This window comes from Dokdonella sp., from assembly GCF_044227025.1.
Classification (GTDB): Bacteria; Pseudomonadota; Gammaproteobacteria; order Xanthomonadales; family Rhodanobacteraceae; genus Dokdonella_A.
In genome coordinates, this window is sequence record NZ_JBGAFX010000005.1 from 83,148 (window position 1) to 102,324 (window position 19,177).

Sequence of the window (19,177 nt, forward strand, 5' to 3'; positions counted from 1 at the left end):
GACTTCGCCAGCCCCGGGTTCGCCGCCAGGCCGCGCGGCAGGCATGTGAGGGGTCCACCCGCTTCGCCGCGGGCCATGCGTGTGCCGGGGAGGGCGCCGAATGGTCTTCAATTCGCTCACGTTCGTCGTGTTCTTCGCGTGCGTGCTCGCGCTGCACTCGCTGCCGCTGGCGTGGAACACCCGCAAGATCAACCTGCTGGTCGCGAGCTACCTGTTCTATGCGGCATGGAACCCGCCGTTCGTGCTGCTGTTGTGGATTTCGACCGTCGTCGACTGGTGGGCGGCGAAGAAGCTCGTCAGCGTGCAAGGCAGGAATGCGCGACGCGCGTGGATGCTGCTTTCGGTGGTCGCCAATCTCGGCATGCTCGCGTACTTCAAGTACGGCAACTTCCTGCTCGAGAATTTCCGCGCGCTGGCGTCGACGCTCGGCCTCGACTACCAGCCGCCCGCATTCGACATCGTGCTGCCGGTCGGCATCTCGTTCTACACGTTCGCGACGATGTCCTACACGCTCGACGTCTACCTGCGCCGCGCGGCACCGGCGCGCAACTTCCTCGACTACGCGCTGTTCGTGACATTCTTCCCGCACCTCGTCGCCGGCCCGATCATGCGCCCGACCGAACTGGTGCCGCAGTTCGCCGAGCCGCGTCGCGCAGGTGCCGACGCGCTGCGTTTCGGCCTTGCGCTCATGACGCTCGGCCTGTTCCAGAAGATCGTGCTCGCCGATGCGTTCCTCGCACGCCCCGCGGAGATGGTCTACGACGGCAAGGGCACGCCTGGACTGCTTGATGCCTGGATCGGCACGCTCGCCTTCAGCGGGCAGATCTTCTGCGACTTTGCCGGTTATTCGACCACCGCGATCGGCGCGGCAATGTGCCTCGGGTTCGCCATGCCGGACAACTTCCGTTTTCCGTATGCGGCGGTCGGCTTCTCCGATTTCTGGCGGCGCTGGCACATCACGCTGTCGGCGTGGCTGCGCGACTATCTCTACATTCCGCTCGGCGGCAATCGCCATGGCGAAGCGCGCACCTACCTGGCGCTAATGGCCACCATGCTGCTCGGCGGTCTCTGGCACGGCGCGAGCTGGACTTTCGTGGTGTGGGGCGGACTGCACGGCACTTATCTCGCCACGGAACGCGCGCTGCGCAGGCGATTCTCCGGGTGGCAACCGGGACCGCTCGCGCTGTTCGGACTTGGGTTGCTCACGTATGCACTCGTCAACCTGACCTGGGTATTCTTCCGTGCACACAGTTTCGGCAAGGCGTGGCTGGTGTTGAACGGCATGCTCGGCCTCAACGGCGGTGCCGAACCGATCCTGCCGGTCGTGCACCTGGTGATGGTCGCGGGGATCGTCGCGGCGATCGTCGGCGCGCACTGGCTGATGCGTGAACGCACGCTGGAGTCGACCCTCGCGCGCGTGCCGGCGCCGCTGCTGTCGGCGGGCTGGGCATTGATGCTGTTCGCGATCGTGATCGCACAGGGGGCGGGCAATGCCTTCATCTATTTCCAGTTCTGACGCCGCCGTCATCGACGCTCCGAAGATCCGCGCCGGCTTCGTTCGCCTGACCGCGTCGGACCGCCCGGGCGTGGCGCAGCCGGTGCCGGAGCGCGACATTCCGGCGCGGCCGTGGCGCGCGATCTTCCTCGGCATGCTCGTGCTGTTCGCGCTGCTGCTCGCGGCATGGGAGATCAAGTGGCGCATGTATGGCGCGCCCCCGGGCTATCGCAACAGCAACGGCGAATGGGCGGACCAGCGCCGTCGCATCGATGCGGGCGAGGGCGGTGCGACAGTCCTGATCGGTTCGTCGCGCACCCTGTTCGACGTGCAATTGCCGGTGTGGGAGAAGATCACGGGCGAGCGGCCGATCCAGCTCGCGATCGAAGGCACGTCGCCGGTGCCAATGCTGGAGGACCTGGCCCGGGACCCGGCGTTCACCGGTCGCTTGCTCGTCGGCGTCGCGCCGCAACAGTTCTTCGGTGCATTCGCGGTGCGTGCCGACGTGGTGCCGTACTACCACAAACAAGGCCCTTCGCAGCGCAGCGGCAATTGGCTGTCGAAACACCTGGTCGAGCCGTACTTCGCGTTCGACGACCCGGACTTCGCGCTCGCCGCGCTGGTCCGGCGCCAGCCGTGGCCGGCGCGCCCGGGCCTGCGCGCGCGGTCCGACGTGCGCAAGCTGTCCGTGCAGGAGGCCGATCGCAACAGCCATATGTGGAGCAAGGTCGAGACCGACCCGGCGTATCGCGCGATCGTGCAGGACCGCTGGAGGCAGATGTTCGACGCGCCGTTGCCGAAGATGGAAACGCCGGAGAAGGCGCAGGCGCTGATCGACGAGCAGATCGCGCGCGCCGCAGGCGCGGTCGCCGAGCTGCGCAAACGCGGTGTAGAGGTGCTGTTCGTGCGCGCGCCGAGTGCGGGTCCATTCCGCGATTACGAACTGCGCGTGTTCCCGCGCGAACGCACATGGGACGTACTGCTGGCGCGGAGCGGTGCGCCGGGCATCCATTTCGAGGATTATCCCGAGATGCATGGCTACTTGCTGCCGGACTGGTCGCACCTGGCCAAGGCGGATGCCGAACGCTACACCGCGGCGCTGGCGACGATCGTGCAGCGCGACTTCTGGAAGCCCGCGCCGCCGTCGAAGGCCGCGCCGCGGCCCTAGGACCCCGCGGCTGCGGGGGCCGGCTGCGCAGCGCGCCTCCGCGATGCGTTGTTCCGGATGCGACCGGCGTACGATGGCGACGCGGGTTCAACGGACCGGGGAGGCGTCATGAAGCAAGCGTGGAAGGTCGGTGTGCTGCTGCTCGCGATGAGCGGCGCGGCGGTCGCGGCGCAGAAGTGTCCCGTGATCGAAACCTCGATGGTCGACAAGGGCTTCGGCGGCGGACCGTGGCGCGTGATGTCGGGCGGGCCGGGCGAATGCAGTTTCATGGCGGCCGACACCAGCGTGAACTTCGGTTTCAGCCACATGGTGAGCGAGTCCACCGAGCTTGCGCAGAAGGCGGCGGTCGAGATGCGCGAGGCGATTGCCGGCAACAGCCTCGTCGAACCGATCCTGGCGCTCGGCGAGGAAGGCTTCGCCTACCAGCAGAAGGACGATTCGGGCGCGGTGGTGGATCCGAAGTCGATGTTCTTCTACGGCCACCGCGGCAGCGTCAGCGTGTCGGGCTATCTCAATCTCAAGGGCACGATCACGCCGGCACAGCGCGATTTCGCCGCGCACCTGATCGCGAGCACGCTCGGCGTCGCGAGCAAGCCGAAGGCGCTCGCGAAGGAATCGGATTGCCCCTACCTCGACGACGCGCTCGTCAAGCAGCTGCTGCCGACTGGCAATGTTTCCGCGATCGTGCCCGGCAAGGAGAGTTGCGTGATGTCCGCGGATGGGCGCGTGATCACGGTCGCCGTCACGAAGGGCCCGCGCAGCGCCGACGCGGCAGCAGGCATGATGCAGGGCGGTGGCTGCACCGTCGATCCGTTGCCGAAGTTCGGCAAGACGGCGGGCATCGCGCACCACTGCAAGGAAGGCAATCCGCGCGCGCAGGTCATCGTCGCGACCGGCGGTCGCATGCTCGAGATCGCCTACGTGCCGGGGGCCGAGCCGACCGACGAACAGCGCGCGACGGTGATCGCGATGATGGAGTTCGCGTTGAAGCATTGAGCCTGTCGGCTCGCCGTGCAGGGTGGGCATGAGCCCACCGTGCCGGGTCGCGGTGAAGCGTGGTGGTTACTTCTTCTTGAGCGCCTTCACCGCCGCCAGCGTCTCGTTGACGTGGTCCTTCGGGTCGAGGTTCGAGTACGCGTGCACGATCGTGCCCGACGAATCGATCACGTACGACGTGCGGTCCGACCATTCGGGCTTCTGCGCGAGGATCGACTCGTATTCCTTCGCGATCTTCGCGCCGGGATCGGCGGCGACCGCGAACTTGCCGCTGCAGTGTTCGGTTTCCTTGGAGAACGCGGCGAGCTCGTCGGTCTTGCCGGCGGTGATGCCGATGACGGTCGCGTTCTGCGCGGTGAACTGGTCGATCGCCTGCGAGAACAGGTGCGCTTCGATGTTGCAGCCGGACGTGTGCGCGGCGGGGAAGAAGTAGACGACCACCGGTCCCTTCTTCAGCGCATCGGACAGCTTGAAGGTCAGCGGGTTTCCGGCGAGGAACGCTGACGCGCTGAAATCGGGCGCGTGCGTGCCGACCTTGAGGGCGGCGAACGCGGGCGAGGCGAGCGCAACGGCGGCGCCGAAGGCGAGGGCGGTGATCTTGGCGGTGGTATTCATGGGGGCTCCAGGGGGCGGGAAGGGAATCCGGTTTATACACCTCGCGCGTCGTCGGCAGGTGCGGCGGGGCATTCGCAGGGAGTACCCGATGGGCGCGGGTGGGTTGTGGGTGCTTGTTTGTGGGGCCCTCGCTTCGCTGCCCCTCACCCGCCGCGCTGGCGCGCGTCGGCCTCTTCCGCAAGCGGGAGAGGCGAAATATGGGTTGTCCCCTCTCCCACTTGCGGGAGAGGGTAGGGTGAGGGGAAGCGGCGACAGCGCATCGATGGATCGGCCACCCGCTTTTCGCCGCGATCGTCGTAAGGGAAGGCCAGGCCTTCCCTTTCCGGAGAATCGTGATGCGCGTGCTCCATGTCCTGCTGGCGGCTGTCGTTTCCGCGCTGCTGCTCGCGCCGCTCCCGGCGCGCGCGCTCGTCGTCATCTGCGCGGCCGACGAAATCGCGTTGCAGGACGCACTCGATGCCGCGTCCGACAATGGCGTGCACCAGGGCGACGACATGGAGATCCGTCTCGTCACGGGCAGCTACATTACGGGGATCGCCCACCTCAACCAGGAGTTCTTCCTGATGTCGAGTCATGCGAACGCGGTGTCGGTGCTCGGCGGCTACGCCGCGGGATGCCAGACGCGCTCGGCCAATCCGGGCCTGACCGTGCTCGACGGCGGCAATTTCACGCCGGTGTTCACGGTCATCAAGCACCTCGGCGCATTCGCCATCGAAGATCTGACGATCCAGCGCGGGCACGGTGCATTCCTCGGCGGCGGACTCGGGATCAACGGCGGCGCCCACTGCACGGGCACCTGCTACGAGGCGGATGTGCGTGTTTCACGCGTCGTCTTCCAGGGCAACCACACCGACTTCTACTGCGGCGGCCTGTACGCGGGCGCCGCCGCGCACCAGGTGCGCGTTGAGAGTTCACTGTTCGTGAACAACGATGCGAGCCTCAACGACGGCGGTGTCTGCCTGTACGGCACGGGCAACGTGCAGTTCTTCGGCAACACGGTCGCTGACAATTCGACGCAGGCGACGGCCGACGTGACCGGAGGCCTGTACTGCAGCGGTACGGCGAGCTGCCAGATCTACAACAACGTGCTGTGGAGCAACGACGGCGCCGGCCTGTGGCTCAACACGACCAGTGGCTTCCTGGCGCACAACGATTTCGGCAACCGCGGCGGCGATGCGCCCGTCAGCGAGATCGCTTCGACGCATCTCAATCCGCATTTCATCAACGCGCCCGTCGGCAACTATCGCCTCGCCGGTGATTCGCCACTGCTCGCGATCAGCCCGCTCGTGCTCACGTCGACGGACCTGTTCGACCGTCCGCATCCCGCCAGGGGCGGGCGTGACGTCGGTGCGTATGCCGAAACGATCTTCGCCGACGGTGCCGAGATCGTGAACTGATCGATTAAGTCGCGGCTAAGCCGGAAGGCGCGATCGTCCCGTTTCGTCGCGCAACCGGAGTGCCGCCATGTCGCAGAAGTCGGGAAGCGCCCAAGCGGCGCGAAGAGTCCCGACGCTGCGCATCGGCTGCGCCGGCTGGTCGCTGCGCGCCGAGCAGGCGGTGCTGGCGCCGGGCGACGGCACGCATCTCGAGCGCTATGCGCGCGTGTTCGATGCGGTCGAGATCAATTCCTCGTTCTACCGCCCGCACCGTCCGCAGACCTACGCGCGCTGGGCGCAGTCGGTGCCGGAGGGGTTCCGCTTCGCGGTGAAGATGCCGAAGGCGATCAGCCACGGAGAGCGGTTGCGCGGCTGCGTCGACGATCTCGACGGGTTCCTTGCGCAAGTCCGCGAGCTCGGCCCGACGCTCGGCGTGCTGCTGTTGCAACTGCCGCCAAGCCTTGCGTTCGAGCGGCGCAGCGCGTGCGCGTTCTTCGATGCGCTGCGCGCACGGCATGCCGGGCCGGTCGCGTGCGAGCCACGGCATGCGTCGTGGTTCGTGGCTGGGGTCGACGCCGACCTGCGCGAGCGCGGCATTGCGCGTGCCGCGGCCGATCCCGCACGCGTGCCGCGCGCGGCCGTGCCCGGCGGCGACCACGCCTGCGAATACCTGCGGCTGCACGGCTCGCCGCGCGTCTATTACGACGCCTACGCCGGCGAAGCGCTCCGTCGCGTGGCGCGGCGCATGGCTCGCGAATCGGCCGACGTGCACGAACGCTGGTGCATCTTCGACAACACCGCGGCCGGCCACGCCACGACGGATGCGCTCGCGCTGCGCGCGAGGCTCGCCTGACGGGCTGCCGCACCCGCTGGACTGCGCTTTTGTCCATCCCTTATCATCCCTGCGCGCCGCACGTCGTGCGGTCGTCGTAAGCGTTCACGTCAACCAACGCGCCATCGCATCCGGATACACCGGACTCGTCGTGCCGCTGCATCGGGCACGGGGCGCTTTCGCTTGACCCAAGGAGATCCATGAACGCTTCGACGTCTGCACCGACCGCGCCGACCCGGCCGGCTTCCTTCGCCGCCTTGCGGCACCCCGGCTTTCGCGCGTACTTCCTGTTGTCGGCACTGGCCATGATGGCCGACAACGTCGAGCACGTGATCAGCTACTGGGTGATGTTCGGCAAGTTCCATTCGCCGGCGCTCGGCGGCTTCGCGGTGGTTTCGCACTGGCTGCCGTTCCTGCTGTTTTCGGTGTACTCGGGTGCGCTCGCCGATCGCCTCGATCCGCGGCGCATGATCCAGCTCGGCATGGCGCTGTTCATGGGTGTGTCGATCACCTGGGGCGTGCTCTTCATCACCGGCACGTTGCAGATCTGGCACGCATGCATCCTGCTGGTCGTGCACGGCTGTGCGGGCGTGCTGTGGGGACCGCCTTCGCAGTTGCTGCTGCACGACATCGTCGGGCGCGACCACCTGCAGAGCGCGGTGCGCCTCAACGCGACCGCGCGCCAGCTCGGCATGCTGGCCGGGCCCGGTGTCGGTGGCGGGTTGCTGCTGTGGCTCGGGCCGAACCTCGGCATCCTCGTCAATGCGTGCCTCTACCTGCCGTTCATCGCATGGCTCGCGTTCGCGCCGTACGGGCCGAAGTTCCGTACCGCCGGCGCGGTGGTGGCGACGCGCGCGGTGCGCACGCTCGGCGACATCGCGCGCGCAGTGCGCGAGATCTCGCATCACCGCGTGATCATGGTCATGACCTTGCTGGCCGGCGCGGCGGCATTGTTCATCGGCAACGCCTACCAGGCGCAGATGCCGGGCTTCGCGCACGACCTCGGGCAGGGCAAAGCCGACTTCTACTACAGCATGCTGCTCGCGGCGGATGCGGCCGGTGCGCTGACGGCCGGCATCGTGCTGGAGAGCCGCAACCTGCTGCAGCCGCGCGCGCGCACCGCCTGCGTGCTCGCGATGATCTGGTGTTTCGCGCTGGGTTCGTTCGCGTTGACGACCGGCTACACGCTCGCGCTCGTGCTGCTGTTCGTCGCGGGTTTCATGGAGCTGTCGTTCAATGCGATGGCGCAGACGCTGGTGCAGCTCGACGCACCGGCGGACATGCGCGGCCGTGCGATCGGCGTGTTCAACACGTTCGCCGCCGGCATGCGCACGTTCAGCGGCATCACGGTCGGCCTGGTCGGCGCGAGCATCGGCATTCACTGGTCGCTCGCGGCGAGCGCGGCCGTGCTGTTCATCGTGATCGGGACGTTGATGCGCGCGGGTCTCCGGCGCGCCGGCTAGCGCTCAGGATTTCGCCGACAGCGCGCTCAGTTCCTCGAGGTCGAGGTCGCGTTCGAGTTCGTGCAACGTCTCGTCGTCGATCTCGCCCGCGCGGTGCAGGCGGATGAGTTCGACGCGTGCGGTGGCGACCGCTTCGAGCACGACGTCGAAATGCGCGTGCAGCATCGGCGAGTAGTGGTCGGGACGCTCGGCGTAATCGACGATCATCGTCGCCTTGCGCGTATAGCGCTCGAGCAGCCTCGGATGGACGAGGTTGCCGTCGCCGTCGTAGGCGACGCGCTCGACCGCGACCAATTGCACCTGCGCCATCGCGGACTCGGCCTGGTTCATGGTGATGCGCGCCTTGTCGCCGGGCGCCTCGACCAGGCAGGCCCAGCGGATCAGGCGCTCGAGCGTCGTTGCCTGCAGCAGCACGGTGCCGAGTATGACCACGAACGACGTGACCAGGATGACGTCGCGGCCGGGGAATCCGTCGGGCACGCTCAGCGCGAGCGCGAGCGTCACCACGCCGCGCACGCCGGCCCAGCCGAGCACGCTGGCACCGCGCGCGCCGATCGGTGCATGCCGGGTCACGCCGAGGCGGGCGCACGCGCGAATCACCCCGTCGCTGCCGTACATCCATGCGAAGCGGGCGAGGATGAGCGCGACGAGCACGGCGAGGCTCGGCGCGCCCATCGTCACGACGACCGCGCCGAAACCGCCGGCGCGTTCGATCACGCCGCGCAGCGAAAGGCCGATCAGCATGAACAGCGCAGCCTCGATCAGGAACACCATGACCGTCCAGAACGCGGAGCCGCGCATGCGCGTCGACGCCGACAGCACCGTGTGCGCGTGCCAGCTGGCGATCAATGCCGCGGTGACGGTCGCGATGACGCCCGACACGTGCAGTTTCTCGGCGAGCAGGTAGGCGCACCACGAGACCAGCGAGGTCGCGGCGATGATGAGGTACTCGTCGCCGAGGCGGCGCACGAGCTTGACCCAGATCATTCCGATGGCGATGCCGACGAGCACGCCGCCACCGGCCAGCACGAAGAAGCGCCCGATCGCGCCGGTGGCGCTGAAGCTGCCGGTGACGCCGGCCGCGATCGCGAAACGGAACAGCACGAGGCCGGTCGCGTCGTTTAGCAGGCTTTCGCCCTCCAGCAGGATCTTCAGTCGCCGCGGCAGCGTGACCCGTTGCAGCACCGCGCGCGCGGACACGGCGTCCGGTGGTGCGACGATCGCGCCGAGCGCGGCGCAGGCCGCCCAAGGCCACGCCGGAAACAGCAGGTGCGCGGTGACCGCGACCACCAGCGTCGTGAACAGCACCGCGCCGATTGCGAGCGACGCGATGCCGATGAGGTGGCGCTTCAACTGGCCGAGCGCGATCGTCCACGCGCTGTCCATCAGCAGCGGCGGCAGGAACAGCACGATCACGAACTCGGGGTTGATCGCGATCGTCGGCACGCCGGGCAGGAACGCGAGCAGCGCGCCGCCGCTGATCAGCGCGACCGGCGGCGGCAGGTGGACGCGGTGCGCGACGTGGTGCAGGACGATGATCGCGAGGAACATCGCGATCGCGAGTTCGAACAGGTGCACGTAGTCCATCACCGCACCTCAGGGCAGGCGCCGCATCGCGGCGATCAGCAGGAACAGGCTGGCCGCGCCGTGCGGTGCGACATAGGCGCCCTCGAGGCCGGCGTGCTTGCACGCCATCGCGGTGATCTCCCACGCCATGTCCTCGTCGCACTCGATCGCGCGCTGCGCGAAGACATCCATGCCCGTGAATGCGGCGAGCGCGGCGTGGTCGTAGCCGTGCGCACGCGTCGCCTCCGGAAGATTCCGGTTCGTGCGCCACCAGACGAGGCTCCCGCTCGACGGCACGAACGACGCCACCGGCACGACCATCGCCTCGGCCACGGGCGTGCCGCCATCGCTGAAGCGCAACGTGGCGCGTTCGAAGTCGGCATCGAACCGTTCGTGGCGGCCGAGGCCGTGCGCCTTTTCCAGCGCCGACTGTTTCGCATCCAGCTCGGCGAGTGCGTCGGCGACGAATGCGTCGAACTCTTCGTCGGTCATGCGGTATTCCTTGCGAAGTACGCTGCGAAGTCTAGCGGACCGAGGCCCCGTGTTGGCTCGAAGGTCGTCTACCGCGTGCCGCGCGCTACGGGCGCCTGGAAGCGACCCGGCCCTTGAGCGTGAATCCGGTTGATGCCCTCGACGAATTCGACCCGCGACACCAGCGGCCCGAGCGTCGAGCGTGCGAGGTCGGGCATTTCGGCGGAAGGGTGCACGCCAATGAATCGCTATCCCGGCCGGGCCTTCGGCGCAATGCGCGACGGCATGCGGATCGGTGAAACGACACGGCGCGCCCCGCTGGTGACTCGCAGTCGATCATCCTAGCGCGAACGCGCCATGCACGCCGAGGTGGCGCTTGCCACTCAGAAGATCACGCGTACGCCGAGCTGCAGCTGCGTGTCGGTCTGCAATGCCGCGAGCCCTTCCTCCAGACGCTGGGTGCGCCAGCTGCGCACGCGCAGTGCTTCGCCGGTCAGTCGCAGCCAGTCGCGCGGACGCCAGTTCAGCGCGAGCGTGATCGCGTTGCCGTGCTCGCGCACGCGGTTGGCGATCTCGCGCGGCAGTTGGTCGGTCGAGAACACGTCGAAGCGCAATGCCGGCCGCCAGGCCCCGCGGTCCCAGCCGGCGAGGAGATACGCGGCGCGGAAATCGGTGGCCGTGCTGAAGAACGGCGAAGGCGCGATTGCGGTCGAACCGGTCATCGCCTGGCCGATCAACGCGACGTCGCCGACGCGAGTTCGTGCGCCGACGCTCCAGAAATCGGTTTCCCAGCTGAATACAGGCGAGCGCCCGCGGCTGAAGCTGGCGGGATCGGCTTCGTTGTCGTAGCGCAGGATCGAAACGCTGCCGATCCCGCGCATCTCCCAGTTCGCGCCGGCGTACCAGCCGAGGCGACCGTCGTTTTCGAGGAACGGATTGAAGCGCAGCGGTACCGCCTCGTTTTCGTCGACGGCGTAGACGTCCGGCTCGCGCACGCGACTGCCGAGACCGGAGACGAGATCGGATAGCGACCAGCCGCGTGCGGCGAGCAGTTCGCCGGCGGGATCGTTGCTGCGCACGAGTGCGGCGACGGCGCCCGTCGTCGACCGTTCACCGCGCCATTCGACGCGACCCTCCGCACCGATGCCGCGGAACTCCTCGCCGATCCATGCATTGATCGCCGACGACGTCAGCGTCCATGGGCTGGTCCAGCCGATCGCATCGTTCTCGAGCGATACCGGCGGGAAGAACGTGCCGACTTTCAGCGACCAGCGCAGCGGCGTGACCGATACCGGCCGATAGCGCAGGTACGCCTCGAGCAGCGATACCGAATTCGTGTCGGTGGTCTGGTATTGCAGTTCGGCCTGCGCCAGCAGCGACGGCGTGAGCACGGCGGTTGCCGAAAGGCCCGCCTGCACGCAGGTCGCATCGGTGCCGCCACCGCCGAATCGCGTCTTGCCGAGGCCGCCGTCGGCGAAGCTGCGTTCGTCGGCTCGGGCGAGGAAGCGGCAATCGAGGTATCCATGCGCGCTGAAGTCGACGGCCCACGCCTCGCCCGCAAGCGCCATTGCGATGCCTGCGGCCAGGAGGCGCGCGGCGCTCATCGGCGCGCGCCTTTTTGCGGCGCACCGGCTTCGCCGCTCGCGACCATTGCCGCGAGCGCGTCCGGTTCGAGCGCGCGCGCGATGTAGTACCCCTGCGCATGGTCGCAACCGACGTCGCGCAGGTAGTCGAGCGCAGCGCGCGTCTCGATGCCTTCGGCCGTGACGCGGTAGCCGAGGCGGTGGCCGAGTTCGACGATCGAACGCACCATCGTGCGGTCACCGACATCCTCGTCGAGCTTCTGGGTGAAGAATCGGTCGATCTTGATCTCGCGCACGGGCAGGCGACGCAGGTAGGCGAGCGACGACTGGCCGACACCGAAGTCGTCGATCGCGAGATCGATGCCGAGGTCGGCGAGCCGCTTCAATACCTGGATCGCCGTGTCGGGTTCGCCCATCACCGCACTCTCGGTCAGCTCGAGCACGATGCTGCGCGGTGCGACGCCATGCAGCGAGAGGAGGTCGGAGAGGCGCGCCGGCAGGTCGCTGTCGTCGAGGTCGCGGGCGGAAAGATTCACCGCGATGCGCAGCTCGTGCCCGCGCAGGCTCCATTCGTGCGCCTGCGCGACAGCGGTCGCGAGCGCCCATCGCGTCAGGCGACGGATGTTGCCGGTCTTCTCGGCGAGCGGGATGAACATGTCCGGCGGCACCGCGCCGCGTTGCGGATGGCTCCAGCGCACCAGCGCTTCGACGCTGTCGATGCGGTTGTCGGCGAAGCGCAGTTTCGGCTGGTAGTGAAGGCGCAACTGGTCGCGGTCGAGCGCTTCGCGCAGGTCCGTCATCAACGTCAGGCGTTCCTGCCGGTGCGGGTCGGTCGCCGCGTCGTAGACCGCGACCGGGTCCTCCGAACCAAGCGCGGCGATCAGCGCGATCTCGGCGTGGCGCAGCAGCGTGCTCGCTTCGTTGCCATGTTCGGGATTGAGTGCGATGCCGATCGCCGGCGAGGTGTCGATTGAAAGGTCGGCTTCCTGGTACGGCGTGCCGAGCATGTCGAGGATGCGGAACGCGACCTCGATCGCCTCGGCCTTGCCGGCCGCGTCGATCCACAGCGCGAACTGGGTGTCCGTTGCTCGTGCGGCGAGGCCGCGTTGCGCGAGCGGCTGCAGGCGCCCGGCGGCGTCACGCATGAGGCGGTCGCTGATCGAATGCCCCATGGTCTGGATGATGTCGGGCAGGCGCGCGAGGCCGACCATCAGCAGGGCGCCCGCAGTCGGCCGTTCCGCGACCGCGCGCTGGATGGCCGACTCCGCAGCCTGGCGGTTCGGCAGGCCGGTGACGGCGTCGTGCACGGACTGGAATCGGATGCGCTCCTCGCGCTCGGCGATCGCCCGCGTCATGCTCGAAAGCGCGGCACTGAGCTGGCCGACCTCGTCGTGCTTGCCGGGTGCATCGGCCGCGGCATAGTCGCCGGCGCCGATGCGCCGGGCGGCGGCGGCCAGTTTCTCGATCGGGCGTGCAACGCCGCGTGCGATCAGCATCGCGCCGATCAGGCCGATCACCAGCCCGAGCGTGACCAGACTCGCCCATGCGATCGCGCCGGTGCGGTATGGCTGCAGTGCGGCGTCGAGCGAGTAACCGAGCACCGCGGCAACCGGCGCCCCGCGTTGCGACTCCTTGAGGCGCGTCGCGAGGGCGACGTATTCGAGTGCACCGACGCGGACCAGCGTCGGTTGCGGCGGCAAGCCGTGCGCGATGAGCGTCGGCGCGATCTCCACGGCATTGTCTCCATGCGCGATGGCGATCCAATGACCATCGCCGGTGTCGGTGACCAGTTCGAGCGAATTGGGCAATGCCGACAACTGCTGCAGGCGTGCGAGCAGCGCATCGTCGACCGGAATGCCCGCCGCGATGAGCGCGATCGGCTTGGGCGCGTAGACGGGCACCACGATCATCCAGTAGGCCTTGCCGTCGATCGCCACGACCGCCGCGGCGGGATGGTCGATCGCGGCGTCGGCGAGATCCGGGAACGCGAATGGCTCGCCGATGCTGGAAGACGTGGTGTCGGAGCGGATCGTGCCATCGAGCCCGACCAGGAGCATGCGCTCGGCGCCGATGCGCCGGCCGTGGTTGCGCAACGCGGACAGCACCGTGCCCTGGTCGTCCTGCGCGATGGCCGAGCGCAGCGCGAAATCGAGCGACAGCACCTGCACGTTGTCGGCGACGCGGTTGGAGATGTCGTCGAGCTGGCGCGCGACCGCGCCCGCGCCGATGCCGAGCTGGCGTTCGCCCTCGGCGATGAGCGCGTGCCGCGCGACGTTGTAGACGAGCAGAGCCGTGAACGCCTGCACCGCGACCATGGTCGCGACGAACAGCAGGGCGAGGCGCAGGCGGAAGCTCATGGCTCAGTAGTGCTTGCGTTCTTTGTCGGCGGGATCCGGGCGTGGATCGGCGGTCAGCGACAGCGTGAAGGTCGTGCTCGCGGGGACGGTGCCGACATCGATCGCCTGTTCCGCCTCGGGGTGCCCCGGGCGCAGTTGCGGATGCCATACGCTGATCACGTAGTGGCCGGCAGGCAGGTCGCGGAACACGACGTGGCCCTGCGCATCCGACTTCGCAACCCACGGCGCATCGGATACGTACAGGTGCGTGATCATCTGGTCGTGGATATTGCATCCCACGGCGATCTCGCCGACGTGGTCGAGCACGACCGGAGGCGCGCTCGCGCCCGGTGCGATGACGAACTCGAACGATTTCGCCGGCGCGAACGAATAGACGTGGTGGCGCGTGCGATCGCTGTTGCGGAACACCACGTTGTCGCCTGGTCGGAAGATCTCGACGTACGGAATGAAGGTCTCGTTGCGCTGGTCGATCGGGCGCGTCGCGGCCGGCCGCGCATGAGGCGTGCCATTGCCGCCACGAACGCTGACCACGGCGTCCTGTGCGGGAGAGCCACGGGCATCGGACACCGTGACGTCGAGTTCGGCCGCGGAGGCGAACATCGGCAACAGCGCCAGCAATGCGAACGCTTTCGCGTCGGGAAGCATCCGTCCCCCTTTTCGGACGTGTCCGGCCAGTCTATCGCAATGGCCCCGCAGTACATGAATCCGTCGCTTTCGCAGCGAACCCGTCGCGTCGGCTGGTCGCATGTTGCCGCCGTGCCGGGCTGCGCGCGGGCTGCGGGAGCCGGTGCCAGCGGCGGTGCGCCGCTCCAGCCGGGCACACGATCGTGTCAATGCCTGCCCAGCGCAGTCGCGAGCACTGGCGCGTCGGCGATCATGAGGTCCATGCTCATCGAGGTCTGCGTCACGACCGCGAGCGTTCCATCGGAGGACAGCGCGAGACTCGGCCCGTTGCCGCTCGGCATGCGATCCGCCGCGATCCGGGTCGGTTCGCCGTCGGGCAGCTCCAGCGTCCACAAGGCGCCGTCGTTGCTGAACGTGAGCGTATGGCCGGCGAGCGCGAACGCCTCGCCGCCATCGTCGCTCGCAATCTCCCGCACGGCATGCAGCGCAGGCCATGGCGCCGCGCGCAGCGCAGTGGAATCCGGTGTGCGCCAGACGAGCCAATCCTGCGACATGCGGTAGGTCTTGATCGCATCGACTCCCGGGACGCGTTCGGCGTGCGCGTCCCCCTCGCGCCATTGCATCAGGGTGCCGCGACCACTGCCGTGTCCGGCAAGGAAGACCAGGCAGTCGGCACGTTCGACGCCGAGGAATGCATCCGGCGCGACCAGCGGCAAGGGACTCGCGACATCGCCGTCGAGCCGGTAGCGGTACAGGCGCGTGTGGCGATCCTCGTATGCAGTGAGGATCAACGCGTTCCCGCGCGCCGACCAGGTCGGCCGCACCCAGCGCAAGCGCGGATCGAGCGCGAGTGCATGCACGTGTCCATCGCGTCGGTCGTGGACGAATACGCTCTCGGCCCCGTTGCGATTGCTGACCAGTGCGACGCGCGATCCGTCGGGCGAGAATTCCGGCTGCGACTCGTAGCGGTTGGAGATGGCAATCGGCGTCCACGCCGCGCCATCGCCAGTGCGCAGCCAGATGTCGGCATCGAAGTTCGCCTCCGACCAGACCGCGGCGCCGTTCGCTGCAACGTCGATCGACATCGCACCGCGCCCGCCGATGAGTTCCGGCTCGCCGCCGTCGCGCAGTCGATGCAACGCGCGATAGAGCGTCAGGTCGCCCGCGACCCACAAGCCGGTGCCGTCCGGTTCGAAAGCGTGGCCGTACACGGGTTCGGGCCGTTCGAGCAGCGCGTTGCGCCGGTCCAGGCGCGGCCAGTCGGTCTGCCACAGGATTTGCTCGCCATCGTGCTGGCTCGCGTAGACGAGGCGCGTGCCGTCGCGTGACAGGCGCGGATGTACGTGTGCGCCTTCGGCGATCTCCGGCGTGGTCAGCACGCGCTGCGTGCCGCGGCGGCGGTCGAGCAGCGCCAGGCCCGGCGCGTGTGCGGCATCCGCGGCGGGCGCGGTATAGATCAATCCCTCGCCGCCGTCGGTCCACTCCAGCCCTCCCTCGGTCGATCGCGCGCAATCACCGAGGCGCGTGCGACGCAGGTCCACGAGGGCGACGCTCCATATTCCGCAGGCCTTGTCCGTCTCGCTCGTCACCGCGATCTCGCGACCGTTCGGCGATGGCGCCGGATGGCTCAACGAGCTGGCGTCCTGCCACAGCACGCGCTCGGCCAGGGTGGCGGGGTCGACCAGCACCAGTTCGCTGGTGCTGCCGCCGCGCGCGGCGCGGATGTAGACGACGCGACCGGCACCGTCGAACCGCGCTTCGTATTCCAGCCGTGCATCGGCGGTCAGCGGTCGTGCGGCAAGCAGGCCGACGGCCAGCCTTGCGGGCCCGTCGCTTCGGTCGTGTCGCAGCAGCCACGCAGCCACGCCGAGCAGCACGATGGCAATGCCGGCAAGCGCGGCGAAGGCGCGCCGATCCGTCCCTCGCGATGCCGGTGCCGGCCGTTCGAGCGGAGTGTCATGTCGCGTCGTCGGTGGCTCGATGCGCGCCACCGGTGCGATCCAGCGATAGCCCCCCTTGGACAAGGTTTCGACGAAGCGCGGCGCGCGTGCATCGTCGCCGAGCAGGGCGCGCAGCTCGGCGATCGCCCGCGACAGCACTTCGTCGTTGACCTCGCGCCGCGTCCACACCTCATCGATCAGTTGCTCGCGCGAGAGCACCGCGCCCGGCGCGTCGAGCAGGCGGCGCAGCAGGCGATCGGGCAAGGGCTTGAGGCGGGTTTCCGCGGCCTCGCCGGACGCGCGGACCAGTCGTCGTCGTTCGGGCTCATAGCGCCAGTCGAGGAAGCGGTACTCGGCGACGGGCGGCGCAGCATCGTTCATGCGCCGATGCTAGCAAGCCATGCGCAACGGTCCGGCGCTTTCTTGCCGGAAAGGAGAAAAAAAGGAGATCAACCGGAGCATCCGCGAAGGACGTGTGCCCAAGGATGGCGACATCGTGGCCCACCCATCCCCGAGGAGCCCGTCCATGTCCGGAAGAATCGCCCTGTTTGCGCTGGCCCTGATCGCCGCCGGCGCCGCCATCCCCGCACACGCCTGCAACCAGCACCTGCTGGTCAGCGGCTACTTCTCCAACAACGTCGCGATCTACGACGCCTGCAACGGACAGTTCCTGCGCCAGCTGGACCAGGCCTCGCGCATCCGTGGTGCTCAGGCGGTGCGCCTCAACCCGGCCGATGACCTCATCTACGTCGTCAGCGAGGGCAACGACCAGATCCAGCGCTATCGCCACGACGACTACAGCTTCGTCGACGTGTTCGCCCAACTCGCCGGCAACATCGACCCGGACGGCCTCGCGTTCGGGCTCGACGGCCGTGTGTATGTCGCCAGCTACGGCACCAGCAGCGTGCTCGAACTCGATCGTCACACCGGCCGGGTGATCGGCACCGTGCTGCCGAACGGCAGCGGCCTGGTCGGCGCCGACAACGGCATGATGGTGAGCGCGGCGGGGCTGCTCTACGTACCGGGCTACGACTCCAACACCGTCGCGCGCGTGAACCCCGCGAACGGGCAGGTACAGGCCACGTTCGTCGCCGCCGGCGCCGGTGGCCTCATCAACACGCGCGGCATCGTCGATGAAGGCGACACGATCCTCGTCGGCGGCGAGGGCAGCGGCAGCGTCTATCGATTCAATGCCGGCACCGGCGCGCTCGTCGGCACGCTCGCCACCGGCTTCAGTCGCCCGACTGGGATGACGCTCGCCGCGAGCGGCGAACTGCTCGTACTCGCCGGCAACCGCGTGCGACGCATCGACCGCGGCAGCGGCGCCGAACTCGGCGTCCTCGCCAACGGCGTGGACGGCGGCATTTCCGGCGGAACCTTCATCGCGCTCGTATCGGCGCAGGAGACGGGGTCCGGCAACATGCCGATTGGCAGCGGCTTCACCGGCACTTGGGTGGACGCCGGTGCAACCGGGCAGCTGGGACTCGGCCTGGAGGTGCTTGACGGCGGAAACCTCGTCGCCGAGGTCTATACATTCGCACCGGCGGGAGGGCAGGCTTGGGTCGGCGGCGTCGGGCCGATCATCGACGGCGACCACGCGACCATCACCGTCTCCACCATCAACGGCCCCGGTGGCCGCTTCGCGCCGAACTTCGACCCGGCTCAGGTCACGAACACGACCTGGGGTACGCTGTCCCTGCGCTTCAGCGACTGCAACCACGGCACCCTGGATTGGGCCTCCGCCGTTCCCGGCTACGGCAGCGGATCGTTGCCGATCATCCGCGTGACGCTGCCGGCGGGACTCAGCTGCCCGTGAGTCGCGCCCGGCGGATCCGCCGTGCAGGAACGGGCGCAGCGGATCCGCACACGATGCCGTGCACCGTGCTCACAGTCCGCTGTCGAGCCGGGTGCCGTCCGAAAAAACCACGCTCCTGGGCTTCCACGACACCGTGAAGCGACCGGAATCATCGTCCATGAACGCACGCTCCTCTTTGCTCACGTGTCGCGCCTGATTGCCGCAGTGGATCTCGACCCGACTGGCGGGTTCGATCTGCTCGCGTTCGCCGACGTCGACCCAGCACAGTTGCAGCGGCAGGTAGGCGTCGGGGTCGCGTGCTTCCAGCGCACCCTTCACGCCGACGATCGTCCTGCTGGTGAGGTTGTGCAACGACACCGTCACCACGAACACGGTCGCGTCATCCGAAGGCAACGCCTGCTTCACGGCGGCATCACGATCGGGAGGCTCGCTCAACTGGCGCGGAGAAAGCACCTGGGTGCGGACGACGTTCGCCTCGACCGCTTCGCGCAGCGGCGCCATCGCCGCGTCGCGCTCGGCTTCGCGAGCGGCCGCCGCGACCTCCTGCTCGCCGCGCTTCACGTCCCAGGCTTTTTCCAGTGCAATCGCTTCCGCAAACGTGCGTGCGGTGAACGGCTGGTCCGGATCCGCGAACTGCGGCGGCAGCACGTCTCCATTGCTGCGCTTCACGTAGGCCTCGACCAGGGCGCGGTCGGCAGGATTCAGCCTGGCCAGCGCCGGTTCGACCGACGACAGGTCGGTCGTGCCGAATGGCAATTGCGTGCGCAAGGGGTCGCGCGTCTTCTGGATCGCCAGGCCGAACACGGCGGCGGCCACCAGGATGGCAAGGATGCGTCCGATGCTCAAGGTGCGTACCCCGCAACGATGATGGCCGT

General features: G+C 68.4%; 15 protein-coding genes. 7 read left to right on the forward strand and 8 right to left on the reverse strand.

The window, feature by feature from the left end:
• The first annotated feature begins 100 nt into the window (after positions 1–100).
• The 3 genes from ACILRJ_RS12895 to ACILRJ_RS12905 all read left to right on the forward strand — a co-directional run bounded on the left by ACILRJ_RS12895 (position 101) and on the right by ACILRJ_RS12905 (position 3,659).
• Positions 101–1,516 (forward strand): MBOAT family O-acyltransferase, encoded by a 1,416-nt coding sequence (locus ACILRJ_RS12895; RefSeq protein ID WP_395683603.1) that lies wholly within the window; start codon positions 101–103, stop codon positions 1,514–1,516.
• A complete protein-coding gene (locus ACILRJ_RS12900; RefSeq protein WP_395683604.1) occupies positions 1,491–2,663 on the forward strand; it encodes a hypothetical protein in 1,173 nt (390 codons plus the stop codon). The genes ACILRJ_RS12895 and ACILRJ_RS12900 overlap by 26 nt, the downstream gene beginning before the upstream one ends.
• 108 nt (positions 2,664–2,771) lie before the next feature.
• Positions 2,772–3,659 (forward strand): hypothetical protein, encoded by an 888-nt coding sequence (locus ACILRJ_RS12905; protein ID WP_395683605.1) that lies wholly within the window; start codon positions 2,772–2,774, stop codon positions 3,657–3,659.
• A 66-nt stretch (positions 3,660–3,725) separates the two neighbouring features.
• Here the strand turns inward: ACILRJ_RS12905 and ACILRJ_RS12910 are convergent, their stop codons facing one another.
• The gene (locus ACILRJ_RS12910; protein WP_395683606.1) at positions 3,726–4,274 is read right to left on the reverse strand and encodes a peroxiredoxin; all 549 of its coding nucleotides are present in this window, start codon (positions 4,272–4,274) and stop codon (positions 3,726–3,728) included.
• A gap of 335 nt (positions 4,275–4,609) precedes the next feature.
• Between ACILRJ_RS12910 and ACILRJ_RS12915 the strand changes: the two genes are divergently transcribed.
• The 3 genes from ACILRJ_RS12915 (at position 4,610) to ACILRJ_RS12925 (ending at position 7,945) form a co-directional block, all read left to right on the forward strand.
• Positions 4,610–5,671, forward strand: coding sequence for a right-handed parallel beta-helix repeat-containing protein (locus ACILRJ_RS12915; protein ID WP_395683607.1), 1,062 nt, complete (start codon positions 4,610–4,612; stop codon positions 5,669–5,671).
• 67 nt (positions 5,672–5,738) lie between these two features.
• Entirely contained in the window at positions 5,739–6,503 is a 765-nt protein-coding gene (locus ACILRJ_RS12920) for a DUF72 domain-containing protein (RefSeq protein ID WP_395683608.1), read from the forward strand.
• Positions 6,504–6,682: 179 nt separating this feature from the next.
• Complete coding sequence (locus tag ACILRJ_RS12925) at positions 6,683–7,945, forward strand: MFS transporter (protein ID WP_395683609.1); 1,263 nt, start codon at positions 6,683–6,685, stop codon at positions 7,943–7,945.
• Between the two features lie 3 nt (positions 7,946–7,948).
• Here the strand turns inward: ACILRJ_RS12925 and ACILRJ_RS12930 are convergent, their stop codons facing one another.
• From ACILRJ_RS12930 to ACILRJ_RS12955, 6 genes are all read right to left on the reverse strand, one after another.
• On the reverse strand, positions 7,949–9,532 hold the full coding sequence (locus ACILRJ_RS12930) for a Na+/H+ antiporter (RefSeq protein WP_395683610.1): 1,584 nt from the start codon (positions 9,530–9,532) through the stop codon (positions 7,949–7,951).
• A gap of 9 nt (positions 9,533–9,541) precedes the next feature.
• On the reverse strand, positions 9,542–10,003 hold the full coding sequence (locus ACILRJ_RS12935; protein ID WP_395683611.1) for a DUF6882 domain-containing protein: 462 nt from the start codon (positions 10,001–10,003) through the stop codon (positions 9,542–9,544).
• Between the two features lie 362 nt (positions 10,004–10,365).
• Positions 10,366–11,586: a hypothetical protein gene (locus tag ACILRJ_RS12940; protein WP_395683612.1), complete on the reverse strand. Its 1,221-nt coding sequence runs from the start codon at positions 11,584–11,586 to the stop codon at positions 10,366–10,368.
• A complete protein-coding gene (locus tag ACILRJ_RS12945; RefSeq protein WP_395683613.1) occupies positions 11,583–13,922 on the reverse strand; it encodes a putative bifunctional diguanylate cyclase/phosphodiesterase in 2,340 nt (779 codons plus the stop codon). The genes ACILRJ_RS12940 and ACILRJ_RS12945 overlap by 4 nt, the downstream gene beginning before the upstream one ends.
• A gap of 3 nt (positions 13,923–13,925) precedes the next feature.
• Positions 13,926–14,567 carry a methylamine utilization protein gene (locus ACILRJ_RS12950; protein WP_395683614.1) on the reverse strand — a complete coding sequence of 214 codons (642 nt, stop codon included), beginning with the start codon at positions 14,565–14,567 and terminating at the stop codon, positions 13,926–13,928.
• Positions 14,568–14,752: 185 nt separating this feature from the next.
• Positions 14,753–16,867 carry a winged helix-turn-helix domain-containing protein gene (locus ACILRJ_RS12955; RefSeq protein WP_395683615.1) on the reverse strand — a complete coding sequence of 705 codons (2,115 nt, stop codon included), beginning with the start codon at positions 16,865–16,867 and terminating at the stop codon, positions 14,753–14,755.
• A 145-nt stretch (positions 16,868–17,012) separates the two neighbouring features.
• On the opposite strand from ACILRJ_RS12955, the gene ACILRJ_RS12960 reads away from it, so the two are divergent.
• Positions 17,013–18,302 carry a hypothetical protein gene (locus tag ACILRJ_RS12960; protein ID WP_395683616.1) on the forward strand — a complete coding sequence of 430 codons (1,290 nt, stop codon included), beginning with the start codon at positions 17,013–17,015 and terminating at the stop codon, positions 18,300–18,302.
• 69 nt (positions 18,303–18,371) lie between these two features.
• Here ACILRJ_RS12960 and ACILRJ_RS12965 read toward each other — a convergent pair whose 3' ends face one another.
• Complete coding sequence (locus ACILRJ_RS12965; RefSeq protein WP_395683617.1) at positions 18,372–19,148, reverse strand: hypothetical protein; 777 nt, start codon at positions 19,146–19,148, stop codon at positions 18,372–18,374.
• Between the last annotated feature and the right edge of the window lie 29 nt (positions 19,149–19,177).

Excerpts from the sequence above, each read along its gene's own strand:
- ACILRJ_RS12895 (WP_395683603.1), top strand. The coding sequence starts at position 101 with ATGGTCTTCAATTCGCTCACGTTCGTCGTGTTCTTCGCGTGCGTGCTC.
- ACILRJ_RS12900 (WP_395683604.1), top strand. The coding sequence starts at position 1,491 with ATGCCTTCATCTATTTCCAGTTCTGACGCCGCCGTCATCGACGCTCCG.
- ACILRJ_RS12905 (WP_395683605.1), top strand. The coding sequence starts at position 2,772 with ATGAAGCAAGCGTGGAAGGTCGGTGTGCTGCTGCTCGCGATGAGCGGC.
- ACILRJ_RS12910 (WP_395683606.1), bottom strand. The coding sequence starts at position 4,274 with ATGAATACCACCGCCAAGATCACCGCCCTCGCCTTCGGCGCCGCCGTT.
- ACILRJ_RS12915 (WP_395683607.1), top strand. The coding sequence starts at position 4,610 with ATGCGCGTGCTCCATGTCCTGCTGGCGGCTGTCGTTTCCGCGCTGCTG.
- ACILRJ_RS12920 (WP_395683608.1), top strand. The coding sequence starts at position 5,739 with ATGTCGCAGAAGTCGGGAAGCGCCCAAGCGGCGCGAAGAGTCCCGACG.
- ACILRJ_RS12925 (WP_395683609.1), top strand. The coding sequence starts at position 6,683 with ATGAACGCTTCGACGTCTGCACCGACCGCGCCGACCCGGCCGGCTTCC.
- ACILRJ_RS12930 (WP_395683610.1), bottom strand. The coding sequence starts at position 9,532 with ATGGACTACGTGCACCTGTTCGAACTCGCGATCGCGATGTTCCTCGCG.
- ACILRJ_RS12935 (WP_395683611.1), bottom strand. The coding sequence starts at position 10,003 with ATGACCGACGAAGAGTTCGACGCATTCGTCGCCGACGCACTCGCCGAG.
- ACILRJ_RS12940 (WP_395683612.1), bottom strand. The coding sequence starts at position 11,586 with ATGAGCGCCGCGCGCCTCCTGGCCGCAGGCATCGCAATGGCGCTTGCG.
- ACILRJ_RS12945 (WP_395683613.1), bottom strand. The coding sequence starts at position 13,922 with ATGAGCTTCCGCCTGCGCCTCGCCCTGCTGTTCGTCGCGACCATGGTC.
- ACILRJ_RS12950 (WP_395683614.1), bottom strand. The coding sequence starts at position 14,567 with ATGCTTCCCGACGCGAAAGCGTTCGCATTGCTGGCGCTGTTGCCGATG.
- ACILRJ_RS12955 (WP_395683615.1), bottom strand. The coding sequence starts at position 16,867 with ATGAACGATGCTGCGCCGCCCGTCGCCGAGTACCGCTTCCTCGACTGG.
- ACILRJ_RS12960 (WP_395683616.1), top strand. The coding sequence starts at position 17,013 with ATGTCCGGAAGAATCGCCCTGTTTGCGCTGGCCCTGATCGCCGCCGGC.